This is a genomic window from Streptomyces sp. NPDC006691, from assembly GCF_042869955.1.
GTDB lineage: Bacteria > Actinomycetota > Actinomycetes > Streptomycetales > Streptomycetaceae > Streptomyces.
Map to the genome: position 1 here is coordinate 1 of NZ_JBIAGW010000003.1, position 19,480 is coordinate 19,480.

Consider the following 19,480-nt stretch of genomic DNA (forward strand, 5'->3'; position numbering starts at 1 on the left):
GTGGCGCTCAACTGGTCGAGCGAGGAGGCCTTGTCGAGGAAGTCGTCCGGGTTGGAGGAGAGGAAGAGCGCGAGCGAGGGGTCGATACCGCCGGAACGGTACTGCGCCGAGGCCAGCGAACCGAGGCCCTGGCGCAGGGTGTTGAGCTCCTGCTGGCCGCGGGCGACCTGGTCCTGGATCTGGGCGACCTGCTTTTCGAGCCGGCCCTGCTTCTCCTTGGCGCCGTTGGCCGCCTCGGTCGCCTGCTCGGCCTCGTCGTAGAGCTTGTCGACCTTGCTCTTGACCTCGTCCTTGGTGGGCTTCGGGTCCGCCTGGGCGGCCTGCGAGGTGAGGGCCACGACCGCGGCGGCGGTGGCGCTGAGCACGGTCACACGAGTGCGGCTCGCGGGCTTCGGACGACGATGGGACCCCACGAAGGCGAGCTCCTTCTTCCTCAACCGCCGAACACTGCACACTCGACGGGACCTTCACGGACACCCCGAACGAGTGATCAACCGCATGAAGGTACGAGGCCCGACCCTAGTGACCCTTCTGTGATCAGTTCAAATCCTGATGGCAAAAAAGTCGGTCACCGAGAGGATTCTTTACTGTCATCCCACGCGCAGTAGTGGACACTTGACGGAGTGCTCGTCCACGATCACCCGAATTCGGGCATTGAACACAGGAGTTGCAGAACGGACGCAATGCCTCAGACGCGTGAAAGCCGCTTGAGCAGCAGCAGCGAGGCGACCGGGCGGGCACCCGCCTTCGCGACGCCGTCCGCGACTTCCTTGTCCGTGGAGGCGACGACCACCGGACGCCCCGACGGCTCGGCCCGCACCAACTGGCGGATCAGCTCGTCCGCGGTGACGCCCGGCTTGGAGAACAGCACCCGTACGCCCCGGGGCGGGGCGAGCAGCACCGGGGCCGCCAGCTCCGCGCCGTCGAAGACACAGGTGACCTCGGCTCCGGTCTGCGCGGCCAGCACCGAGAGGCCGCCGAGCAGCCGGAGGCGCTGCTTCTCCAACGGCATCGTCGGATAGCCGGTCTTGGTGACGTTGTAGCCGTCCACGACCAGGTGCACCTGGGGCAGCGCGAGGAGTTGGTCGAGCAGCGCCGGGTCGGTCTCCGAGAGCGCGCGGGCCGCGATGTCCTTGGGCGTCATGTTGCCGGGCGCGACCGCGTCCACGGTGTCGGCCGGCCGCACCGAGGCGGGCGGCAGGGCGAGTTCGCGCCGCAGGCCCTGGGCGCCCTCCAGGACGGTGTCGAGCAGCAGCCGCAGCCGCATGTCCTCGACGGAGCGGCCCTCGCGCACCGCGCGCCGGCTCGCCTCCAGGCCGGCCTCCGCCTCGCCGAGCCGGGTCTTCAGGCGCCGCGCCTCGCTCTCGGCGGCGGCCACCTGGGCGGCCGCCTCGGACTTGATGCCGTCGATCTCGGAGGTGACCCGGCGCAGCGCCGCCTCGCCGCGCTTCACATCGCTCTGGGCGCTGCGCAGTTTGCGCTGGAGCGACTCGGTCTCCTTGCGGGCCGCGAGCAGTTCGGTACGGAGCGAGTCGTTCTCGGTCCTGATGCGGTCGCGCGCCTCGGCGAGTTCCTCGCGCAGCCGCTCCAGCTCGCGCCGGCCCTCCTCCTCCGCGCGCTCGGCGAAGGCCCGCTGGGCCTCCTCGCCGGCCGCGGCGACCAGCTTGACCCAGCCGGCGGGGCGCAGCACATAGGCGGCGGCCGCCACGTCCACGGGATCGGCCGCGCCGGGCGGCGATCCCGCCTCCACGGCCGCCGCGAGCTCGGGCTGCGCCTCCTTGAGGCGCTCGCCGACGCGCTGGCGGAACACGGGGTCGCTCTCCAGGGCCGCGGCCATCGCGTTGCCGGCGAACTTGGCGCGGCGGGTCGGGGTGAACCGGGCGTACTGTCTCAGCTGGCCGGGCAGTTCGCCGACGGTCAGACCGCCGAACGCCTCCGACACGAAGGCGACGACCCGGCGCCGGACCCCTTCGGGCAGCGGGCGGTCGAGCACCTCGGCGGGGCCGTCGCCGGCCGCAGCGGCCGGTTCAGCGCCGCTTGCATGCTCCACAATCCGTCACCCCAACTGTCATCCGTACCGCGTGGGCGGCAGCCTCTCAGGAGGCGGCCGCGGAATCGGTACCCGGCCGGTCCACTAGCTCGATCTGGTCCACCGCGTTGCACCACCGGCAGCGGACCGACTCGATGGTCTCACTGACCACCTCGCGTTCCTCCACCTTGGGCTCTCCCGCCAGGTCCAGATGGACGTACTCGACCACTTTGGACGAGCGGGTGACGTCGAAACGCGTGAGGTTACCGCAGAGCGTGCAGCGCCACCGGGTCTCGGCGGTCATCTGGGGAACGGTGGTCATGTGGTGCCGCCCTCTTTTCCACTTCCATGGTCCAGGATCTCGCGGTGCGCCGTCGAACTGCGGATGCCGGCCTGCGGGAGTACTGCCCGCAACCCTACGGCCTACCCGTCGGCCCCCGGCACGGCGAGGCGGTCTGTACCGAAAGCTCCCTTTGGGCCATTCTCTCCCCATGATCAAGTGGCGGGGAGCGGAGCTCCTCAGGGGCGCGGTACGGGGCCCGACCGTGACGTACGGGCTGATCGCCGCCTGCTGCCTGCTGTTCATGGTCAGCCCGGTGTCCGGCCTGAATCCGGTGTACGGCACCGGCGACGCGATCCTGAGCGCGCAGAGCGACTACTTCGCGCGCTGGGGGGTGATCCCGGCGGAGCTGATGACGGGCCGCCCGCACGCCCTGCTCACCCCGCTCACCGCGCTGTTCGTACACGGCGGCTGGCTGCATCTGCTCGGCAACATGCTGTTCCTGTACGTCTTCGGCGCGATGGCCGAGGAACGGCTCGGGCGCCTCGAATTCGCCCTGTTCTACCTGGTGGCCGGCTATGTGGCCCTGCTCGGCTACGCGGTCGCGCACGCGGGCTCCGACCAGACGCTCGTGGGGGCGTCCGGGGCGATCTCGGCGGTCCTGGGGGCTTTCCTCTACCTCTTCCCCCGGGCCCGGGTCACCAGCGTCTTCCCGTTCCTGCTCTTTTTGCCGCTGCGGTTCCCCGCCTGGATCGTGCTCGTCTTCTGGTTCGCCCTCCAGTGGCTGGCGATCCGGAGCGCGTCGAACGGGCCCGGGGTCGCCTACCTGGCCCATCTGGTCGGCTTCGGCGTCGGCTTCCTCTACGCGTGGGCCCGTTTCCGCGGGCCGGATAGAGTGAAACGCCGAAAGCCCGTGAAGACCGCGGGTCCGGCCGCCACCGAGGGAGAAAGCCAGCCGTGATCACCGCGATCGTGCTCATCAAGACCAGCGTGGACCGGATTCCCGAGATCGCGGAGTCCATCGCGGCGCTGGACAGCGTCAGCGAGGTGTACTCGGTGACCGGTACGTACGATCTGATCGCGCTGGTCAGGGTGGCCCGCCACGACGACCTGGCGGACATCATCCCCGGGAGCATCAGCAAGATTCCCGGGGTGGAGGGTACGGATACGCACGTGGCGTTCCGCACGTACTCCCAGCACGACCTCGAAGCGGCCTTCGCCATCGGCCTGGACTCGTAGCCCCCCTCACGCTCGGGGCTGCGCCCCGCACCCCTGCAACCCACTTCAGCCTGCGGGCCGCGGGGCGGAGCCCCGGGACCTCGCGTGCGGATGCGGGCCGCGATCGCTTCTCGCGCAGTTCCCCGCGCCCCCAAAAAGCCCCGATACGGGCAACCCCAGCCCGTCCGGCGCTTGAGGACAAGCGCCGTTCAGGCGCGAACGGGGTCCGGGGCGGAGCCCCGGGGGCCTCGGCGTAGCCATGCGGAAGACCTCCGGTACAGGCAACCCCAGCCCGTCCGGCGCTTGAGGACGAGCGCCCTCAAGGCGCGACACGGGGTCCGGGGCGGAGCCCCGGGAAGGCGGGGCACGGCGGCGCTAGACCGCCGGGACGCAGCGGCCGGCCTCCGTGCGGTACTGCCACTTCGCGCCGTCCGACACCAACTCCCGCACCGCCCGCACGAAGCGGTCGACGTGCTCGTCCGGCGTCCCCGCCCCGAAGCTGACCCGGATCGCGTTGAGCGAGCGCTCGCCCGGCTCCGCCTCGGGCGCCCCGCACTCGCCCGGGTCCTGCGGGTCCGTGCCGAGCAGGGTGCGCACCAGCGGGTGGGCGCAGAAGAGGCCGTCGCGCACCCCGATGCCGTACTCCGCCGACAGCGCCGCCGCGAAGTGCGAGCTGTTCCAGCCGTCGACGACGAAGGAGATGACGCCCACCCGGGGCGCGTCGTCGCCGAAGAGCGAGAGGACCCGCACCGCGGGAACCTCCGCCAGGCCCTCCCGGACCTTCGCGATCAGATGCCGCTCGCGCTCGACCAGCGCGTCGAAGCCCGCCTCGGTCAGTGCCTTGCAGGCGGAGGCGATGGAGTAGACGCCGATGACGTTGGGCGACCCGGCCTCGTGCCGCGCGGCCGTGGTGTGCCACTCGACGTCGACACCCCCGTCGGAGCGCCGGGCGACCTTCTTGGAGGCCCCGCCACCCGCGAGGTACGGCTCGGACTCCTGGAGCCAGTCCGCGCGGCCGGCCAGCACGCCCGAGCCGAACGGCGCGTACAGCTTGTGCCCGGAGAAGGCGATCCAGTCGACGTCCAACTCCCTTACGGAGACGGGGTGATGGGGCGCGAGCTGGGCGGCGTCCAGGACGATCCGGGCGCCGTGGGCGTGCGCGGCGGCGGCGAGTTCCCTGACCGGCCACAGCTCGCCGGTGACGTTGGACGCGCCGGTGACGCACACGAGGGCGGGCCCGTAGGGGTCGCGGTCGGCGAGCGCGCGCTCCAGCGTCTCGACGGCCTGCTGCGGGGTGCGCGGTGCGTTCAGGTAGGTCACGCGGGCGTCGCGCCACGGCAGCAGCGAGGCGTGGTGCTCGGTCTCGAAGACGAAGACCTGGCAGTCGGCCGGCAGCACCTGGGCGAGCAGGTTGAGCGAGTCCGTGGTGGAGCGGGTGAAGACGATCTGGTCGCCGGGGCGGCAGTCCAGGAACTCCGCCACCGTCGCCCGGCTGTTCTCGAACAGGTCGGTGGAGAGCTGCGAGAGGTAACCCGCCCCGCGGTGCACGCTGCCGTAGTAGGGCGCGTACGCGGCGACGTCGTCCCAGACCCGCTGGAGGGCGGGCGCGCTCGCCGCGTAGTCGAGGGCGGCATACGTCACCTCGCCGCCCGTGACCAGCGGCACGGTGACATCACGGCCGAGCACCGGAAGCGGCGCCGCACAGCAGGGGTCGGCGGACTCGGCGGCGGCGGATCCGACCACGGCGGACTCCACGGCGGCGGACTCGGCACCAGGGGACGGAACGGCACCAGGGGACGGAACGGCGGCAGTGGCGGTGGCGGCGGGGCGTGCGGACATGGCGGTATCTCCCGGCAGGACAAGGCGAGTTGACTTCGGACCCCGGGTACGGCGGCACGACCCTGCATCGAGCGAGAGGGTTCGACTGCCGTGCCGTATACGGGTGTTGACCTCGAACACGCAACCCGGAGAAGGGGGCGCGGAGGTGTGAAGAAGGGGCGCTACGCCCTATCGCATTCGCTTGCTCACGAGACTGCTCCCTTGAGGACCAGGACCCCAGGGCTGTGACATCCAACGATGTCCAGGGGTCCGCGCTTGCCGCAGGCCTTGCTGCCTACGACCTGGTCTTCACCCGGGGCACCCCGCCACGGACGGAGGGTTGCCGGACAGCGAGCCGGGGCCTAAATCGCTGTCACTCATGACCTTGAAGAGCATCCTGCCATACGTATCGACGTGCGCAAGGCGCGGTCCGCGATCTGGACTGCGCCCTGCGTCACACCGCCGTACCGGACGCCGCCGTACCGGACGTCCCCGTACGGACGGACGCCCCCGTACAAGCCGGGTCAGGCGTTGCTCGCCGCGACCCACCGGTCGAGCGCGGCCCGGGCCGCGCCGGAGTCGACCGACTCGGCCGTCCGTGCCATCGCGGCGCCGATCTGCTCGGCGAGCGGCCCCTGCCCCGGTTCGAGGGCCACCAGGGCGGCCGCCGAGTTCAGCAGCACCGCGTCCCGCACCGGCCCCCGCTCCCCCGCGAGCAGACGGCGGGCCACATCGGCGTTGTACGAGGCGTCCGCGCCGCGCAGCGCCTCGATGGGCACGATCTCGATGCCGACGTCCCTCGGGTCGAAGGCCTCCTCGCGGACCTGGCCGTCGCGCACCACCCACACCCGTGAGGTTCCGGTGGTGGTGAGCTCGTCGAGGCCGTCGTCGCCGCGGAAGACCAGCGCGGAGGAGCCCCGCTCGGCGAACACACCGGCCACGATCGGGGCCATCCGGGCGTCGGCGACCCCGGCGGCGGTGGCCCGCACCTTGGCCGGGTTGGTCAGCGGGCCCAGGACGTTGAAGGTGGTGCGGATGCCGAGTTCCCTGCGCGCGGCGGCCACGTACCGCAGCGCGGGGTGGAACTTCACGGCGAAGCAGAAGGTGATGCCGGCCTCCTCGACCACCTCCGCGACCCGCTTCGGCGTCAGTTCCAGGTTGACGCCGAGCTTCTCCAGGACGTCGGAGGAGCCGCTCGCCGAGGAGGCGGCCCGGTTGCCGTGCTTGACGACCTTGGTGCCGGTGCCGGCCACCACGATCGCGGCCATGGTGGAGATGTTGACGGTCTTGGCGCCGTCGCCGCCGGTGCCGACGATGTCGACGCTGGGCCCCGGCACCTCGATGAGGTTGGCGTGCGCGTACATGGCGCGTACCAGACCGGTGATCTCCTGGACGGTTTCGCCCTTGGCCCGCAGGGCCACCATGAAGCCGGCGATCTGGGCGTCGGTGGCCTCGCCACGCATGATCCGGTCCATCGCCCAGGCGGTCACGTCCGCGCTCTGGTCGGTGCCGCCGAGCAGCGCGTCCAGGACGCCCGGCCAGGAGTGGGCCGCCACGGTGTCGCCTCCGGTGGGGGTAACAGCGCTCATGCTCGCTCCTGGTGGTCAGGGTGGATATACCGCCCGTCAGCCTATCGACAGCGGGGGGCTCATCCGTACGCGTGCCCGTAGTACGGACGGGTCCGGACACCGCCGGGTACCCAAAAGGCTCCGGCCCGGCCCCCGTGGAGGGGCCGGGCCGGAGCCTCGGTTGTGGCGACCGACAGGTCAGGCGGGATCAGTGGTGGCCGTGGCCACTCGTGATCTCCTCGTACTCCTCGGCCGTCGGCTTGGGAATCTGGTTCCCCTCGCCGTAGTAGCCCTTGCTGAGCTTGGCGCGCAGCTTCTGGGTCCGCGAGACCTTGCGGGCGACACCGTTCTCGTCGACCTCAGGCCCGATCTCGGCCGGCTTGTACTGCTCGTGCGCGGTGAGCTTGTAGCGCGCACCGGCGTCGAGCGGCTCGTGGACCTCGATGAACTCGCCGTGCGGCAGCCGCTTGATGATGCCGGACTCGCGTCCGTGCAGCACCTTCTCGGCGTCGCGGCGTTGCAGACCCAGGCAGATCCGCTTGGTGGCGATGAACGCGAGGACCGGAGCGACGAAGAACGCGATCCGCACGAACCAGGTGATGACGTTGATCGAGAGGTGGAAGTGGGTCGCCCAGAGGTCGTTTCCACCACCGATGAGCAGCACCATGTACCAGGTGATCCACGCGACACCGAACGCGGTACGGGTCGGCGCGTTGCGCGGCCGGTCCGCGATGTGGTGCTCGCGCTTGTCCCCGGTGACCCAGGACTCGATGAACGGGTACACCGCGATCGTCGCGAGGACCAGCGGGAAGATCACCAGCGGGATGAACACGCCCAGGACGAGCGTGTGGCCCCACAGGTTGATCTCCCAGCCCGGCATCACACGGATGAGGCCTTCGGAGAAGCCCATGTACCAGTCGGGCTGCGCGCCGGTGGACACCTGGTCCGGCCGGTACGGGCCGATCGCCCAGATCGGGTTGATCGAGGCGATCGCCGCGATCACCGCGATGACACCGAAGACCAGGAAGAAGAAGCCGCCCGCCTTCGCCATGTACACCGGGAGCAGCGGCATGCCGACGACGTTCTTGTTCGTACGTCCCGGACCCGCGAACTGGGTGTGCTTGTGGTAGAAGACCAGGATCAGGTGGGCCACCATCAGGCCGAGCATGATGCCGGGCAGCAGCAGGATGTGGACCGAGTAGAACCGGGCCACGAAGTCGCCGCCGGGGAACTCGCCGCCGAACAGGAAGAACGAGAGGTACGTGCCGACGACCGGCACGGACAGGATCGCGCCCTCCATGAAGCGGACACCGGTGCCGGAGAGCAGGTCGTCCGGGAGCGAGTAACCGGTGAAGCCGGTGAACATGCCCAGGACGAACAGCAGGAAGCCGAACAGCCAGTTGACCTCGCGCGGCTTGCGGAAGGCACCCGTGAAGAACACGCGCATCATGTGCACGAACATGCCGGCGAGGAAGACCAGCGCCGCCCAGTGGTGGATCTGCCGGATCAGCAGACCACCGCGCACATCGAAGCTGATGTGCATGGTCGAGTTGAACGCCTCGGACATGTGCATGCCCTGGAGCGGCACGTACGAGCCGTCGTAGACGACCTCGTTCATGCTCGGGTGGAAGAACAGCGTCAGATACACACCCGTGAGGATGATGATGATGAAGCTGTACATGCAGATCTCGCCGAGCATGAAGGACCAGTGGTCCGGGAAGATCTTGCGCATGTTGGCCTTGGCCAGGGAGTAGATCCCGAGCCGGCCGTCCGCCCAGTCCGCGATCCGCTCACCGGCGGGCGCTTCGCGCCGTGCGTCTGTCGTAGTGCTCATCCGCGCTCCCAGAAGGCAGGACCGACGGGCTCGTCGAAGTCGCCGAGCGCTTCGAGGTAGCCCTCGTCATTCACGCCGATCCGCAGCTGCGGAAGGGCGTGACCGGCCGGGCCGAAGATGACGCGGGCGCCGTCGGAGAGGTCGAAGGTGGACTGGTGGCACGGGCAGAGCACGTGGTGCGTCTGCTGCTCGTACAGGGAGATCGGGCAACCGACGTGGGTGCAGATCTTCGAGTAGGCGACGATGCCCTGGTGCGACCATTCGAGCTCGCGCTTGTCCTTGATGTCCTCCGGCTTGATCCGGACGAGCATCAGGGCGGCCTTGGCGATCTGCGTCTGGAAGTCCTCCGCGTCCTCCTCCAGGCCCTCGGGCTTGGCGAAGGTGAGCGAACCGACCAGCAGGTCCTCGGGACGCAGCGGCTCGTTGGTGTTCATGTTGATCAGGGCCTTGCCCTTGGACCACATGGTGTGCCGCAGCTTCTTCTCGGGCAGCGTGCCCAGGTCGCGCAGCAGCACCACACCGGAGAGCGGCACCATGGCCAGCGCGCCGAACATGGTGTTGCGGATCAGCTTGCGCCGGCCGAAGCCGGACTCGGCCGCGCCCTGCTTGAAGTCGGCCAGGACCTGCGCCTTGACCTCCGGCGGGGCCGCGATCTCGTGCCGCTCGGCCGGCATCTCGACGTCCGACATCAGGGTGCGGGCCCAGTGGACCGCGCCCGCGCCGATGCAGAACAGCGCCACGCCCAGGGTCAGACCCAGAGCGAAGTTGAGGACGCTGACGTGCCCGAACGGGAAGATGAAGACGATCTTGTCGACCGGGAAGATCACGTACGAGGCGATGAAGCCGACCGTCGCGACCATGGACAGGAAGAACAGGAACGCGACCGCGCGCTCCGAGCGCTTGGCCGCCCGCTCGTCGATGTCCTGGATGCGCGGCTTGTGGGCCGGCAGTCCCGGGTCCGCGAACGGGTCGCCCGCGTGCTCTACCGCGCCGTGCGCGGGGGCCTGCGCTTCGGGCAGGCTCTCGGAATTCTCTTGGCTACTCATGACTTCTTGGCCTTAGCGGTGTGGGCCGCGACCCAGATGGCTACTGCGATGAGGGCACCCAGACCGAAGATCCAGCCGAACAGGCCCTCGCTGACCGGACCGAGCCCGCCGAGCTTGAGGCCACCGGGGCTGGCGGACTGGTCGCTGTTGACGGCGTGCAGGTACGCGATGATGTCCTGCTTCTGCTTCTGCGGCATCGTCGTGTCCGGGAAGGACGGCATGTTCTGCGGGCCGGTCTGCATGGCCTCGTAGATGTGCTTGGGGTCCACGTCCTCCAGGCTGGGGGCGAACTTGCCGTTCGTCAGGGCACCGCCCTCACCCGTGAAGTTGTGGCACTGGGCGCAGTTGGTGCGGAACAGCTCGCCGCCCTTGGCGATGTCGGCACCGCTCGGGTTGTACTGCGAGTCGGTCGGCACGCTCGGACCGGCGCCCAGCGACGCCACATAGGCCGCCAGCTGGTCGATCTGGGCCTGGGAGTAGATGGCCTTCTTCTTCGGGATCTGCGCGCCGGGCTGCTGCGCCGGCATGCGGCCGGTGCCGACCTGGAAGTCGACGGCGGCGGCGCCCACGCCGACCAGGGAGGGGCCGTCAGAGGTTCCCTGACCGCCGGTTCCGTGGCAGCTGGCGCAGCCGACGGAGTAGAGCTTCTTGCCCTCGTCGATGGCGAGGGACTGGGCGGTTTCGTCAGCCTGAGCCTTGCCCGCGGGCGCGAACGCGGCGTACAGCCCCCCGGTGGCCGCCAGCGCGAGGAGTAGGACGACGACCGCCGCCAGCGGATGGCGTCGTCGTGCGGAGAGCTTTTTCACGGATTACCCCGGTGTCAGGATCTTCTGCGTCGATGGCGGATGTGGTGCGGACCTACGGGCCCGGTTACTGGATCAGGTAGATCGTGGCGAAGAGGCCGATCCACACGACATCGACGAAGTGCCAGTAATAGGACACGACGATCGCCGCGGTCGCCTGCTCGTGGGTGAACCTCTTGGCCGCGTACGTCCTGCCCAGAACCAGCAGGAAGGCGATCAGGCCGCCCGTCACATGCAGTCCGTGGAAGCCCGTGGTCAGGTAGAACACCGAGCCGTACGGATCGGAGGACAGCGAGAGGCCGTCCTTCTTCACCAGCTCGGTGTACTCGAAGACCTGGCCGCCGATGAAGATCGCACCCATCACGAACGTGATGATGAACCAGGTGCGGAGCTTCTTCACATCGCCGCGCTCCGCGGCGAAGACGCCGAGCTGGCAGGTGAGGGAGGAAAGCACCAGGATCGTGGTGTTGGTCGCCGAGAACGGAAGGTTCAGGGACGAGGCCATTTCGGACCAGTGCGCGGCACCCGTTACCGATCGCAGAGTGAAGTACATCGCGAAGAGGGCCGCGAAGAACATCAGCTCGGAACTCAACCAGATGATGGTTCCGACGCTGGTGAGGTTCGGCCGATTGACCGACGGGTGCGCGTGCCCGGTTTCTACTGTCGTTGCTGTCGCCACGACCGACATTATGTCGGTCGCTTATCCCGCCCTCACTCCGGGGGGTGCCGTTCGGTGTGTCAGCGGCGTATGCAGGGCCCGAACGGCCCATCGAAGGGCTGGCCGAACCGGTGTTGACGGGCAGTCGGACGGAGTAGCATCCGCGCATCGGTTCATGAGCCAACGTCGGCGAAAGCGCCGGACCTTCGGAGGATCCATGCAGTCGAGCGCCACGGTTCTGGTCTACAGCGACGACGCGAACACCCGTGCCCAGGTGCGGCTCGCGGCCGGGCGCAGGCCCGCGTCCGACGTGCCCCCCGTGGAGTTCCTGGAGTGCGCGACGCTGCCCGCGGTCCTCAAGGAGCTGGACCGCGGCGGCATCGACGTCTGTGTGCTGGACGGGGAGGCCGTCCCGGCCGGCGGCATGGGGGTGTGCCGCCAGCTCAAGGACGAGGTCTTCCAGTGCCCGCCGGTGCTGCTCCTGATCGGCCGCCCGCAGGACGCCTGGCTGGCCACGTGGAGCCGGGCGGACGCCGCGGTGACCCTGCCGGTGGAACCGGTGGAGTTCGCGGACGCCCTGGCCTCCCTGCTGCGCAAGCGGCTTGCCGTGGGTGCCTGACCTCACACTCCCGGCCGCAGCCGGGCGGAGTTGACCTTGCTCTGCCCGGCCTTGAGGTCGGCTTGCAGGACGCTGCCCTCGCGCCACTCGTCCCACGACACGTTCCAGTCGCCGAACCCATTGTCGAAGGGCGTCATGTCCTCGCCGATGCTGTTGACGACCTTGACGATGTCGCCCTCGTTGATGTTCTCGAAGAACCAGGCGGCGTTGCCGGTGCTCATGCCCGTGCAGCCGTGGCTGACGTTCTCGGAGCCCTGCGAGCCCACCGACCAGGGCGCGGCGTGCACGTATTCACCACTCCAGGTGACACGCGTGGCATAGTAGACGGGCAGGTCGTAGCCGTCGGAGCTGCTGGACGAGATGCCGACGGTCTCGCCGCGCATACGTACGAAGTACTGCTTGCCCAGGACCACCTTGACGCCGTTGCGGGTGGAGAAGCCCGGCTTTCCGGTGGTGACCGGAATGGTGTTGATCACTTCTCCGTTGCGCTTGAACGTCATGTAGTGCCCGGCGGCGTCCGTGATGGCCTCGACGCGGTCGCCCGTGGTGATCTTCAGGGGCTTGCCGGGGCCGCCGTACAGCTTGTCGGCGATCTTCACGCCCTCCAGGTTGGACTGCGCCTCGATGGTGGCGTGGGCGGGCCAGTACTCCTTGGGGCGGTAGTGCAGGACCTTGTCGTTCACCCAGTACCAGGCGCCCTCCACCGAGGGCGTGGACCGGACCTTCAGGGCCCGCTCGACGACGGACCGGGCCGCCTTGTCCTTGACGGGCTTGCTGAGCTGGGCCGTGATGGGCTGTCCGACGCCGTACTTGCCCGCGTCCGGGCCGAATTCGACCTCCACGGCATCCTTGGCCGCCGCCGTGTCGAACGTCAGCGTGCGCAGGCCCGGAGAGCCGTCCTCGTTCTCGGTGGAGACCTTGACGGTGTAGTGCGCTCCGGCCACCAGAGGGGCCGTGGAGTGCCAGCGGCTGCCGTCGGCGGCCAGTTCGCCCGCCAGGTAGCGCCCGTTGCCGTCGACGGCCGTGACGTCCGTGAGACGGCCGTCCTTGCTCTTGGCGGTGATCTCCAGGGGCTTGTCGGGGTCGGCCTTCTGACTGCCCGCCGGGCCGTTGTACGCGACCTGCCCGGCCGCGTCATAGGGCTTCGCCGAAAGGGGGTTGCCGTCGGTCCCGCCGCACCCCGTGGCCCCCACACCGAGGGACAGGACAAGGAGGGTGCAGCTCACTACGGTGCGGATGCGCGGTGCGTGGCTCATGGTCACACGGTATGAAGACTCGTCAGATTCGGCGCGCGATGTGACTGCAAACGAGGGGCCCCCCGTCCCGGATCGAGACGAAGGGCCCCTCTTGGAGCAATGCGGCGGGCGGAACTACTGGTTCTGGTTCTCGCCGCGGTAGTACTCGAAGACCCAGCCGTAGAGACCGACCAGGATCAGCGGCGCCGAGAAGTACAGCAGCCACCAGCCCATCGCGATCGCGAGGAAGGCCAGCGCGCCACCGATGCCGAGCGCGAGCGGCTGCCAGGAGTGCGGCGAGAAGAAGCCGACCTCACCGGCGTCGTCCGCGACATCGGCCTCCTTGTTGTCCTGGGCGCCCACGTCGACCCGCCGGGCCGTGAAGGCCAGGTAGAAGCCGATCATGACGCTCAGGCCGAAGGCCATGAAGAGCGCGGTGGTGCCTGCCGCTTCCTTCGACCACACGCCGTAGACGACGGCCATCACGAGGATGAAGGCGGACAGCCACAGGAACATCTTGCCCTGGATCTTCACTTCCCGGCCTCCTTGCCACCGGCCAGCATGTGGTCACCGTGGACGTCGCCGTGGTTCTCCAGCTGGTCGAGAGCCGCGATCTCCGGGTGGTGGAGGTCGAAGGCCGGCGATTCGGAGCGGATGCGCGGCATGGTGACGAAGTTGTGCCGGGGCGGCGGGCAGGAAGTCGCCCACTCCAGCGAACGGCCGTAGCCCCACGGGTCGTCGACCTCGATCTTCTTGCCGTACTTGGCGGTCTTCCAGACGTTGTAGAAGAACGGCAGGATCGACAGACCGAGCAGGAACGAGGAGATCGTCGAGATCGTGTTGAGGGCGGTGAAGCCGTCGGCCGCCAGGTAGTCGGCGTAACGACGCGGCATGCCCTCGACACCCAGCCAGTGCTGCACCAGGAACGTGCCGTGGAAGCCCACGAACAGCGTCCAGAAGGTGATCTTGCCGAGCCGCTCGTCCAGCATCTTTCCGGTGAACTTCGGCCACCAGAAGTGGAATCCGGAGAACATCGCGAAGACCACGGTGCCGAAGATGACGTAGTGGAAGTGCGCGACGACGAAGTACGAGTCGGAGACGTGGAAGTCCATCGGCGGCGAGGCCAGGATGACGCCGGTCAGACCACCGAAGGTGAAGGTGATCAGGAAGCCGATGGCCCACAGCATGGGTGTCTCGAAGGACAGTGAGCCCTTCCACATGGTGCCGATCCAGTTGAAGAACTTCACGCCCGTCGGCACGGCGATGAGGAACGTCATGAAGGAGAAGAACGGCAGGAGCACGCCACCGGTGACGTACATGTGGTGCGCCCACACGGTCACGGACAGGCCCGCGATCGCGATGGTGGCGCCGATCAGTCCGCTGTAGCCGAACATCGGCTTGCGGCTGAACACCGGGATCACTTCGGAAATGATTCCGAAGAATGGCAACGCGATGATGTACACCTCTGGATGGCCGAAGAACCAGAAGAGGTGTTGCCAGAGCAATGCGCCGCCATTACTGGCGTCGAATACATGGGCACCGAACTTGCGGTCCGCCTCCAGGGCGAACAGCGCGGCCGCGAGGACCGGGAAGGCCAGCAGGACCAGCACACCGGTCAGCAGGACGTTCCAGACGAAGATCGGCATACGGAACATCGTCATGCCGGGCGCGCGCATGCAGATGATCGTGGTGATGAAGTTGACCGAGCCGAGGATCGTGCCGAAGCCGGAGAAGGCCAGACCCATGATCCACATGTCGGCGCCGACGCCCGGCGAGCGGACCGCGTCCGACAGCGGGGAGTAGGCGAACCAGCCGAAGTCGGCCGCACCCTGCGGGGTGAGGAAGCCACCGACCGCGATCGTCGAGCCGAAAAGGTAGAGCCAGTAGGCGAACATGTTCAGCCGCGGGAACGCCACGTCGGGCGCGCCGATCTGGAGCGGCATGATCCAGTTCGCGAATCCGGCGAACAGCGGCGTCGCGAACATCAGCAGCATGATCGTGCCGTGCATCGTGAACGCCTGGTTGAACTGCTCGTTCGACATGATCTGCGTGCCGGGACGGGCGAGTTCGGCGCGCATGAAGAGCGCCATGATGCCGCCGATGCAGAAGAACGCGAACGACGTGACCAGGTACATCGTGCCGATCGTCTTGTGATCAGTGGTGGTCAGCCACTTGATGACGACGTTTCCCGGCTGCTTGCGCCGGACCGGCAGCTCGTTCTCGTACGAGTCGTCTGCTGCCGCGGCACCCTGAGATTCATTGAGGATGCTCACAGTTTGTTCGTCTCCGCGTTCTTGGCGGGGTCGGTCTGGGCGATGCCCGCCGGCACGTAGCCGGACTGGCCGTTCGCCGCCAGCTCCTTGAGGTGCTGCTGATAGCGCTCCGGGGAGACGACCTTCACGTTGAAGAGCATGCGCGAGTGGTCGACGCCGCAGAGCTCGGCGCACTTGCCCAGGAAGGTGCCTTCCTGGTTCGGCGTGACCTCGAACGAGTTGGTGTGTCCCGGGACGACGTCCTGCTTCATCAGGAACGGCACGATCCAGAACGAGTGGATGACGTCGCGCGAGGTCAGCACGAAGCGGACCTTCTCGCCCTTCGGCAGCCACAGCGTCGGGCCCGGGTTTCCGGTCTGCGGGTTACGGGTGCCGGGGATGCCGACGTCGTAGACACCGCCCGCGTTCGCGGGGAAGTCCTTCTTGAACCGGTCCGGAATCGCTTCCAGGTTCTTGTCCGTCTTGGCGTCGCCCTTCACACCGGGCACGTCCTCGACGTAGTTGAAGCCCCAGCTCCACTGATAGCCGACCACGTTGACCGTGTGAGCGGGCTTCGGGGACAGAGCCAGGAGCTTCGATTCGTCGCGTGCCGTGAAGTAGAAGAGCACGGAGACGATGATCAGCGGGACCACGGTGTACAGCGCCTCAATGGGCATGTTGTACCGGGTCTGCGGGGGTACCTCGACCTTGGTGCGGCTGCGCCGGTGGAAGATGACGCTCCACAGGATCAGGCCCCAGACCAGCACGCCCGTGGCGAGCGCAGCCGCCCACGAGCCCTGCCAGAGGGACAGGATCCTGGGAGCCTCTTCCGTCACCGGAGTGGGCATACCAAGTCGAGGGAAGTCTTTCCAGTTGTACGAGCAACCGGATGCTGTCGCCAGGACCAGGCCCGCAGTCAGCACCTGCGGCAGCTTCCGCCGCATCGGGCGCCGCGACGAGCGGTCGGAGCCGTTGGGACTCACGTAGCGCCTTCCCGAGAGTCTCGCCCGCGGTGGTCGGCTACGGCCGTCTCGCTGGTCGGTCGCCGCCCTGGCACACGGGCAGGGGTTTGGATGTTTATGCGGACCAAACCCTACTGGACGCTATTTGGGGTCGCGCGGGGAGGGTGCCCAACGCGCCGTCCGAGTCCCCGAAGGGGTGGAGTCGCGGTGGAATCCCGGCCTCCGCGCGCCATCTGACGGCCCCTCGCCCCGTCCCTCGCCGCTCGCGCGCCCGACCGGGGTTAGCGTGGCCGCGTGCCCTACTTCGACGCCGCCTCCTCGGCCCCCCTGCACCCCGTCGCCCGCCAGGCGTTGCAAGCCTCCTTGGACGAGGGATGGGCCGATCCGGCCCGTCTCTACCGGGAGGGAAGGCGGGCCCGGCTGCTGCTCGACGCGGCGCGCGAGGCTGCCGCGGAGGCGGTCGGCTGCCGTCCGGACGAGCTCAGCTTCACCGGTTCGGGGACCCAGTCGGTGCACTCCGGAATTTACGGATCCTTGTCCGGGCGTCGGCGTGTCGGCCGGCACCTGGTGGTGTCCGCGGTCGAACACTCCTCGGTCCTCCATTCGGCCGCCTCGCACGAGGCGGCCGGCGGTTCGCTGACCGAGGTCGCGGTGGACCGTACGGGGCGGGTCTCCCCCGAGGCGTACGCGGCGGCCCTGCGGCCCGACACCGCCCTCGCCTGCCTCCAGTCCGCCAACCACGAGGTGGGCACGCTCCAGCCGGTGGCCGAGGTCGCCGAGGCGTGCCGGGCGGCGGAGGTGCCCCTGTTCGTGGACGCGGCCCAGTCGCTGGCGTGGGGGCCGGTCGAGGGGGCCTGGTCGGTCCTGGCGGCGAGTGCCCACAAATGGGGCGGTCCGGCAGGAGTCGGACTGCTCGCGGTGCGCAAGGGCGTCCGGTTCGCACCCCAAGGGCCACCGGACGAGCGGGAGTCGGGGCGGGCGCCCGGCTTCGAGAACATCCCGGCGATCGTGGCGGCGGCCGCCTCGCTGCGTGCGGTACGGGCCGAGGCGGAGGCGGAGGCCGCGCGGCTGCGGGATCTGGTGGACCTCATCCGGGCCCGGGTCGTGGAAGTCGTGCCGGACGTGGAGGTGGTCGGCGATCCGGTGCGGCGGCTGCCGCACCTGGTCACCTTCTCCTGTCTCTATGTCGACGGAGAGACCCTGCTGCACGAACTCGACCGGGCGGAATTCTCCGTTTCCTCCGGTTCGTCCTGCACGAGCAGCACCCTGACGCCCAGCCATGTGCTGCGCGCCATGGGGGTGCTGAGCGAGGGGAACGTCCGGGTGTCGCTGCCCTTCGGCACCCCGGCGGAGGATGTCGACCGGTTCCTCGACGTGCTGACGTGGCTCGTCACGGCCGTACGGACGAAGCTGGGCGCGCCGGTGGTGGCGCCCGGGCCGACCGGGGGCGGGACCGGGGCAGGGGCGGAGGCCGGGACGGAGGCCGAGGCAGGGGCGGAGGCCGGGGAGTTCACGGTCGACTCGCTCGGCCGGCTCTGCCCGGTCCCGGTCATCGAACTCGCCAAGGCGATGGGGGACGTGCCCGTCGGCGGGGTCGTGACGGTGCTCGCCGACGACGAGGCCGCCCGTCTCGACATTCCCGCGTGGTGCGAGATGCGGGACCAGGAGTACCTGGGCGAGCACCCGGTGGACGGCGGTACCGCCTACCGGGTGCGCCGCAGGAGCTGAGCGCCCCTTCCGGCGAGCAGCGCCTCAGGTGGGCGCTGCTCCCGCGGGCGCTCCTTCACGGGGCCCTACTTCAGGTGGGCCTGAACCTCGGCCGCCGCCTCGTCGCCGTACGCCTTGGTGAAGCGGTCCATGAAGTTGGCCCGCCGCAGGGTGTACTCCTGGGTACCCAGGGTCTCGATGACCAGGGTGGCCAGCATGCAGCCGAGCTGGGCCGCGCGCTCGTGGCCCACGCCCCAGGACAGGCCGGTCAGGAAGCCGGCCCGGAAGGCGTCGCCCACGCCCGTCGGGTCGACCTTGGCGTCCTCCTCGGGGCAGCCCACGACGATCGGCTCGGCGCCGACCTTGTCGATGCGCACGCCGCGCGAGCCGAGCGTGGTGACCCGGTAGTCGACCTTGGAGAGGATCTCCTCGTCGCTCCAGCCGGTCTTGCTCTCGATGAGCCCCTTCTCGTACTCGTTGGAGAAGAGGTAGGTCGCGCCGTCGAGCAGCGTGCGGATGTCGTCGCCGGACATCCGGGCGATCTGCTGCGAGAAGTCGGCGGCGAAGGGGATGCTCCGCGCCTTGCACTCCTCGGTGTGGCGCAGCATCGCCTCGGGGTCGTCGGCGCCGATCAGCACGAGATCGAGGCCGCCCACCCGGTCGGCCACCGACTTCAGCTCGATCTGGCGGGCCTCGCTCATCGCGCCCGTGTAGAAGGAGCCGATCTGGTTGTGGTCGGAGTCGGTGGTGCACACGAAACGGGCCGTGTGCAGGACCTCGGAGATCCGCACCGAGCCGGTGTCGACGCCGTGCCGGTCGAGCCAGGCGCGGTACTCGTCGAAGTCCGAGCCGGCCGCGCCGACCAGGATCGGGCGGCCGCCGAGCTGGCCCATCCCGAAGCAGATGTTGGGACCGACACCCCCGCGGCGTACGTCGAGGTTGTCGACCAGGAAGGAGAGGGAGACCGTGTGCAGCTGGTCCGCGACCAGCTGGTCGGCGAAGCGGCCGGGGAAGGTCATGAGGTGGTCGGTCGCGATGGAGCCGGTGACTGCGATACGCACGGCGAGGGCGCTCCTGGTGAGGGACGGCGTGGACAGTTCACGCTACCGGGTCGGTCCGGCCGGGCCGACCGGCGGAAACTACCCAATAGTAGGTCTTTCTGCGCACGCATCCCGATGCGTACGGTGCGAAGCATGGAAACCAAGCTGAACAGCGGGCACGGGGTGGCGGGTCAGGGCCTGGAGGAGCTGCGCGGTGACTGCGCGCGGATGGCACCGCACTGGGTCGCCCCCGCGACGAGCGCCCCGGCCCCGGTGCCGCCCTCCCGGATCCACGGTGTGACGATTCCGCCCGCATCGGTACGCCTGATCGCGGACATGTCCGATTACGGAGACTGAAACGGCCTGATCACGCGGGTGCGGCGCACGGGATGGAACCGTGCGCTCCCCCAC

Annotated in this window: 19 protein-coding genes and 1 riboswitch; of the genes, 5 read left to right on the forward strand and 14 right to left on the reverse strand. The window is 69.0% G+C overall.

Annotation, left to right across the window (positions count from 1 at the left end):
• From ACFYNP_RS06800 to ACFYNP_RS06810, 3 genes are all read right to left on the reverse strand, one after another.
• A partial coding sequence (locus ACFYNP_RS06800) for a coiled-coil domain-containing protein (RefSeq protein ID WP_388784255.1) occupies nucleotides 1-413 on the reverse strand: 413 nt, incomplete at its 3' end.
• A gap of 275 nt (nucleotides 414-688) precedes the next feature.
• A complete protein-coding gene (locus ACFYNP_RS06805) occupies nucleotides 689-2,050 on the reverse strand; it encodes an NYN domain-containing protein (protein WP_388408431.1) in 1,362 nt (453 codons plus the stop codon).
• 46 nt (nucleotides 2,051-2,096) lie between these two features.
• Nucleotides 2,097-2,351, reverse strand: a complete 255-nt coding sequence (locus ACFYNP_RS06810) for a hypothetical protein (RefSeq protein WP_100574641.1) — start codon at nucleotides 2,349-2,351, stop codon at nucleotides 2,097-2,099.
• 169 nt (nucleotides 2,352-2,520) lie between these two features.
• Between ACFYNP_RS06810 and ACFYNP_RS06815 the strand changes: the two genes are divergently transcribed.
• Nucleotides 2,521-3,270 carry a rhomboid family intramembrane serine protease gene (locus tag ACFYNP_RS06815; RefSeq protein ID WP_388408428.1) on the forward strand — a complete coding sequence of 250 codons (750 nt, stop codon included), beginning with the start codon at nucleotides 2,521-2,523 and terminating at the stop codon, nucleotides 3,268-3,270.
• Entirely contained in the window at nucleotides 3,267-3,548 is a 282-nt protein-coding gene (locus tag ACFYNP_RS06820) for an Lrp/AsnC family transcriptional regulator (RefSeq protein WP_053727718.1), read from the forward strand. The genes ACFYNP_RS06815 and ACFYNP_RS06820 overlap by 4 nt, the downstream gene beginning before the upstream one ends.
• Nucleotides 3,549-3,902: 354 nt before the next feature.
• On the opposite strand, the gene ACFYNP_RS06825 is transcribed toward ACFYNP_RS06820, so the two are convergent.
• The 6 genes from ACFYNP_RS06825 to ACFYNP_RS06850 form a co-directional block, all read right to left on the reverse strand.
• Nucleotides 3,903-5,366: an aminotransferase class V-fold PLP-dependent enzyme gene (locus tag ACFYNP_RS06825; RefSeq protein WP_388783334.1), complete on the reverse strand. Its 1,464-nt coding sequence runs from the start codon at nucleotides 5,364-5,366 to the stop codon at nucleotides 3,903-3,905.
• Nucleotides 5,367-5,612: 246 nt separating this feature from the next.
• Nucleotides 5,613-5,730, reverse strand: a riboswitch (SAM riboswitch).
• Between the two features lie 139 nt (nucleotides 5,731-5,869).
• Nucleotides 5,870-6,934 (reverse strand): anthranilate phosphoribosyltransferase, encoded by a 1,065-nt coding sequence (gene trpD / locus ACFYNP_RS06830; protein ID WP_388408421.1) that lies wholly within the window; start codon nucleotides 6,932-6,934, stop codon nucleotides 5,870-5,872.
• A gap of 187 nt (nucleotides 6,935-7,121) precedes the next feature.
• On the reverse strand, nucleotides 7,122-8,747 hold the full coding sequence (locus ACFYNP_RS06835; protein ID WP_388408418.1) for a cytochrome bc complex cytochrome b subunit: 1,626 nt from the start codon (nucleotides 8,745-8,747) through the stop codon (nucleotides 7,122-7,124).
• The gene (locus tag ACFYNP_RS06840; RefSeq protein WP_388408416.1) at nucleotides 8,744-9,793 is read right to left on the reverse strand and encodes a Rieske 2Fe-2S domain-containing protein; all 1,050 of its coding nucleotides are present in this window, start codon (nucleotides 9,791-9,793) and stop codon (nucleotides 8,744-8,746) included. The genes ACFYNP_RS06835 and ACFYNP_RS06840 overlap by 4 nt, the downstream gene beginning before the upstream one ends.
• The gene (locus ACFYNP_RS06845; RefSeq protein ID WP_388408413.1) at nucleotides 9,790-10,599 is read right to left on the reverse strand and encodes a c-type cytochrome; all 810 of its coding nucleotides are present in this window, start codon (nucleotides 10,597-10,599) and stop codon (nucleotides 9,790-9,792) included. Before ACFYNP_RS06845 ends, ACFYNP_RS06840 begins: the two co-directional genes overlap by 4 nt.
• Nucleotides 10,600-10,663: 64 nt before the next feature.
• Nucleotides 10,664-11,284 (reverse strand): heme-copper oxidase subunit III, encoded by a 621-nt coding sequence (locus ACFYNP_RS06850; RefSeq protein ID WP_053727713.1) that lies wholly within the window; start codon nucleotides 11,282-11,284, stop codon nucleotides 10,664-10,666.
• A 187-nt stretch (nucleotides 11,285-11,471) separates the two neighbouring features.
• Between ACFYNP_RS06850 and ACFYNP_RS06855 the strand changes: the two genes are divergently transcribed.
• Nucleotides 11,472-11,873 carry a hypothetical protein gene (locus ACFYNP_RS06855; protein WP_100574648.1) on the forward strand — a complete coding sequence of 134 codons (402 nt, stop codon included), beginning with the start codon at nucleotides 11,472-11,474 and terminating at the stop codon, nucleotides 11,871-11,873.
• A gap of 2 nt (nucleotides 11,874-11,875) precedes the next feature.
• On the opposite strand, the gene ACFYNP_RS06860 is transcribed toward ACFYNP_RS06855, so the two are convergent.
• The 4 genes from ACFYNP_RS06860 to coxB form a co-directional block, all read right to left on the reverse strand.
• Nucleotides 11,876-13,129 carry an Ig-like domain-containing protein gene (locus tag ACFYNP_RS06860; RefSeq protein WP_388408410.1) on the reverse strand — a complete coding sequence of 418 codons (1,254 nt, stop codon included), beginning with the start codon at nucleotides 13,127-13,129 and terminating at the stop codon, nucleotides 11,876-11,878.
• 114 nt (nucleotides 13,130-13,243) lie between these two features.
• On the reverse strand, nucleotides 13,244-13,642 hold the full coding sequence (locus ACFYNP_RS06865) for a cytochrome c oxidase subunit 4 (RefSeq protein ID WP_388408407.1): 399 nt from the start codon (nucleotides 13,640-13,642) through the stop codon (nucleotides 13,244-13,246).
• On the reverse strand, nucleotides 13,639-15,381 hold the full coding sequence (gene ctaD / locus ACFYNP_RS06870; RefSeq protein ID WP_388408404.1) for a cytochrome c oxidase subunit I: 1,743 nt from the start codon (nucleotides 15,379-15,381) through the stop codon (nucleotides 13,639-13,641). The genes ACFYNP_RS06865 and ctaD overlap by 4 nt, the downstream gene beginning before the upstream one ends.
• Nucleotides 15,378-16,343 carry a cytochrome c oxidase subunit II gene (gene coxB, locus ACFYNP_RS06875; protein WP_100574651.1) on the reverse strand — a complete coding sequence of 322 codons (966 nt, stop codon included), beginning with the start codon at nucleotides 16,341-16,343 and terminating at the stop codon, nucleotides 15,378-15,380. Before coxB ends, ctaD begins: the two co-directional genes overlap by 4 nt.
• 273 nt (nucleotides 16,344-16,616) lie before the next feature.
• Between coxB and ACFYNP_RS06880 the strand changes: the two genes are divergently transcribed.
• Nucleotides 16,617-18,050 (forward strand): cysteine desulfurase/sulfurtransferase TusA family protein, encoded by a 1,434-nt coding sequence (locus ACFYNP_RS06880; protein ID WP_388783336.1) that lies wholly within the window; start codon nucleotides 16,617-16,619, stop codon nucleotides 18,048-18,050.
• 65 nt (nucleotides 18,051-18,115) lie between these two features.
• Here ACFYNP_RS06880 and ACFYNP_RS06885 read toward each other — a convergent pair whose 3' ends face one another.
• Nucleotides 18,116-19,090, reverse strand: coding sequence for a carbohydrate kinase family protein (locus tag ACFYNP_RS06885; RefSeq protein WP_388408397.1), 975 nt, complete (start codon nucleotides 19,088-19,090; stop codon nucleotides 18,116-18,118).
• Between the two features lie 132 nt (nucleotides 19,091-19,222).
• On the opposite strand from ACFYNP_RS06885, the gene ACFYNP_RS06890 reads away from it, so the two are divergent.
• Nucleotides 19,223-19,426: a hypothetical protein gene (locus ACFYNP_RS06890; protein WP_388408395.1), complete on the forward strand. Its 204-nt coding sequence runs from the start codon at nucleotides 19,223-19,225 to the stop codon at nucleotides 19,424-19,426.
• Nucleotides 19,427-19,480 lie beyond the last annotated feature (54 nt).

Bases quoted from the DNA above. Each gene is read 5' to 3' on its own strand.
- ACFYNP_RS06815 (WP_388408428.1), top strand. From the start codon at position 2,521: ATGATCAAGTGGCGGGGAGCGGAGCTCCTCAGGGGCGCGGTACGGGGC.
- ACFYNP_RS06855 (WP_100574648.1), top strand. From the start codon at position 11,472: ATGCAGTCGAGCGCCACGGTTCTGGTCTACAGCGACGACGCGAACACC.
- ACFYNP_RS06850 (WP_053727713.1), bottom strand. From the start codon at position 11,284: ATGTCGGTCGTGGCGACAGCAACGACAGTAGAAACCGGGCACGCGCAC.
- ACFYNP_RS06840 (WP_388408416.1), bottom strand. From the start codon at position 9,793: ATGAGTAGCCAAGAGAATTCCGAGAGCCTGCCCGAAGCGCAGGCCCCC.
- trpD (WP_388408421.1), bottom strand. From the start codon at position 6,934: ATGAGCGCTGTTACCCCCACCGGAGGCGACACCGTGGCGGCCCACTCC.
- ACFYNP_RS06860 (WP_388408410.1), bottom strand. From the start codon at position 13,129: ATGAGCCACGCACCGCGCATCCGCACCGTAGTGAGCTGCACCCTCCTT.
- ACFYNP_RS06810 (WP_100574641.1), bottom strand. From the start codon at position 2,351: ATGACCACCGTTCCCCAGATGACCGCCGAGACCCGGTGGCGCTGCACG.
- ACFYNP_RS06835 (WP_388408418.1), bottom strand. From the start codon at position 8,747: ATGAGCACTACGACAGACGCACGGCGCGAAGCGCCCGCCGGTGAGCGG.
- ACFYNP_RS06825 (WP_388783334.1), bottom strand. From the start codon at position 5,366: ATGTCCGCACGCCCCGCCGCCACCGCCACTGCCGCCGTTCCGTCCCCT.
- ACFYNP_RS06890 (WP_388408395.1), top strand. From the start codon at position 19,223: ATGGAAACCAAGCTGAACAGCGGGCACGGGGTGGCGGGTCAGGGCCTG.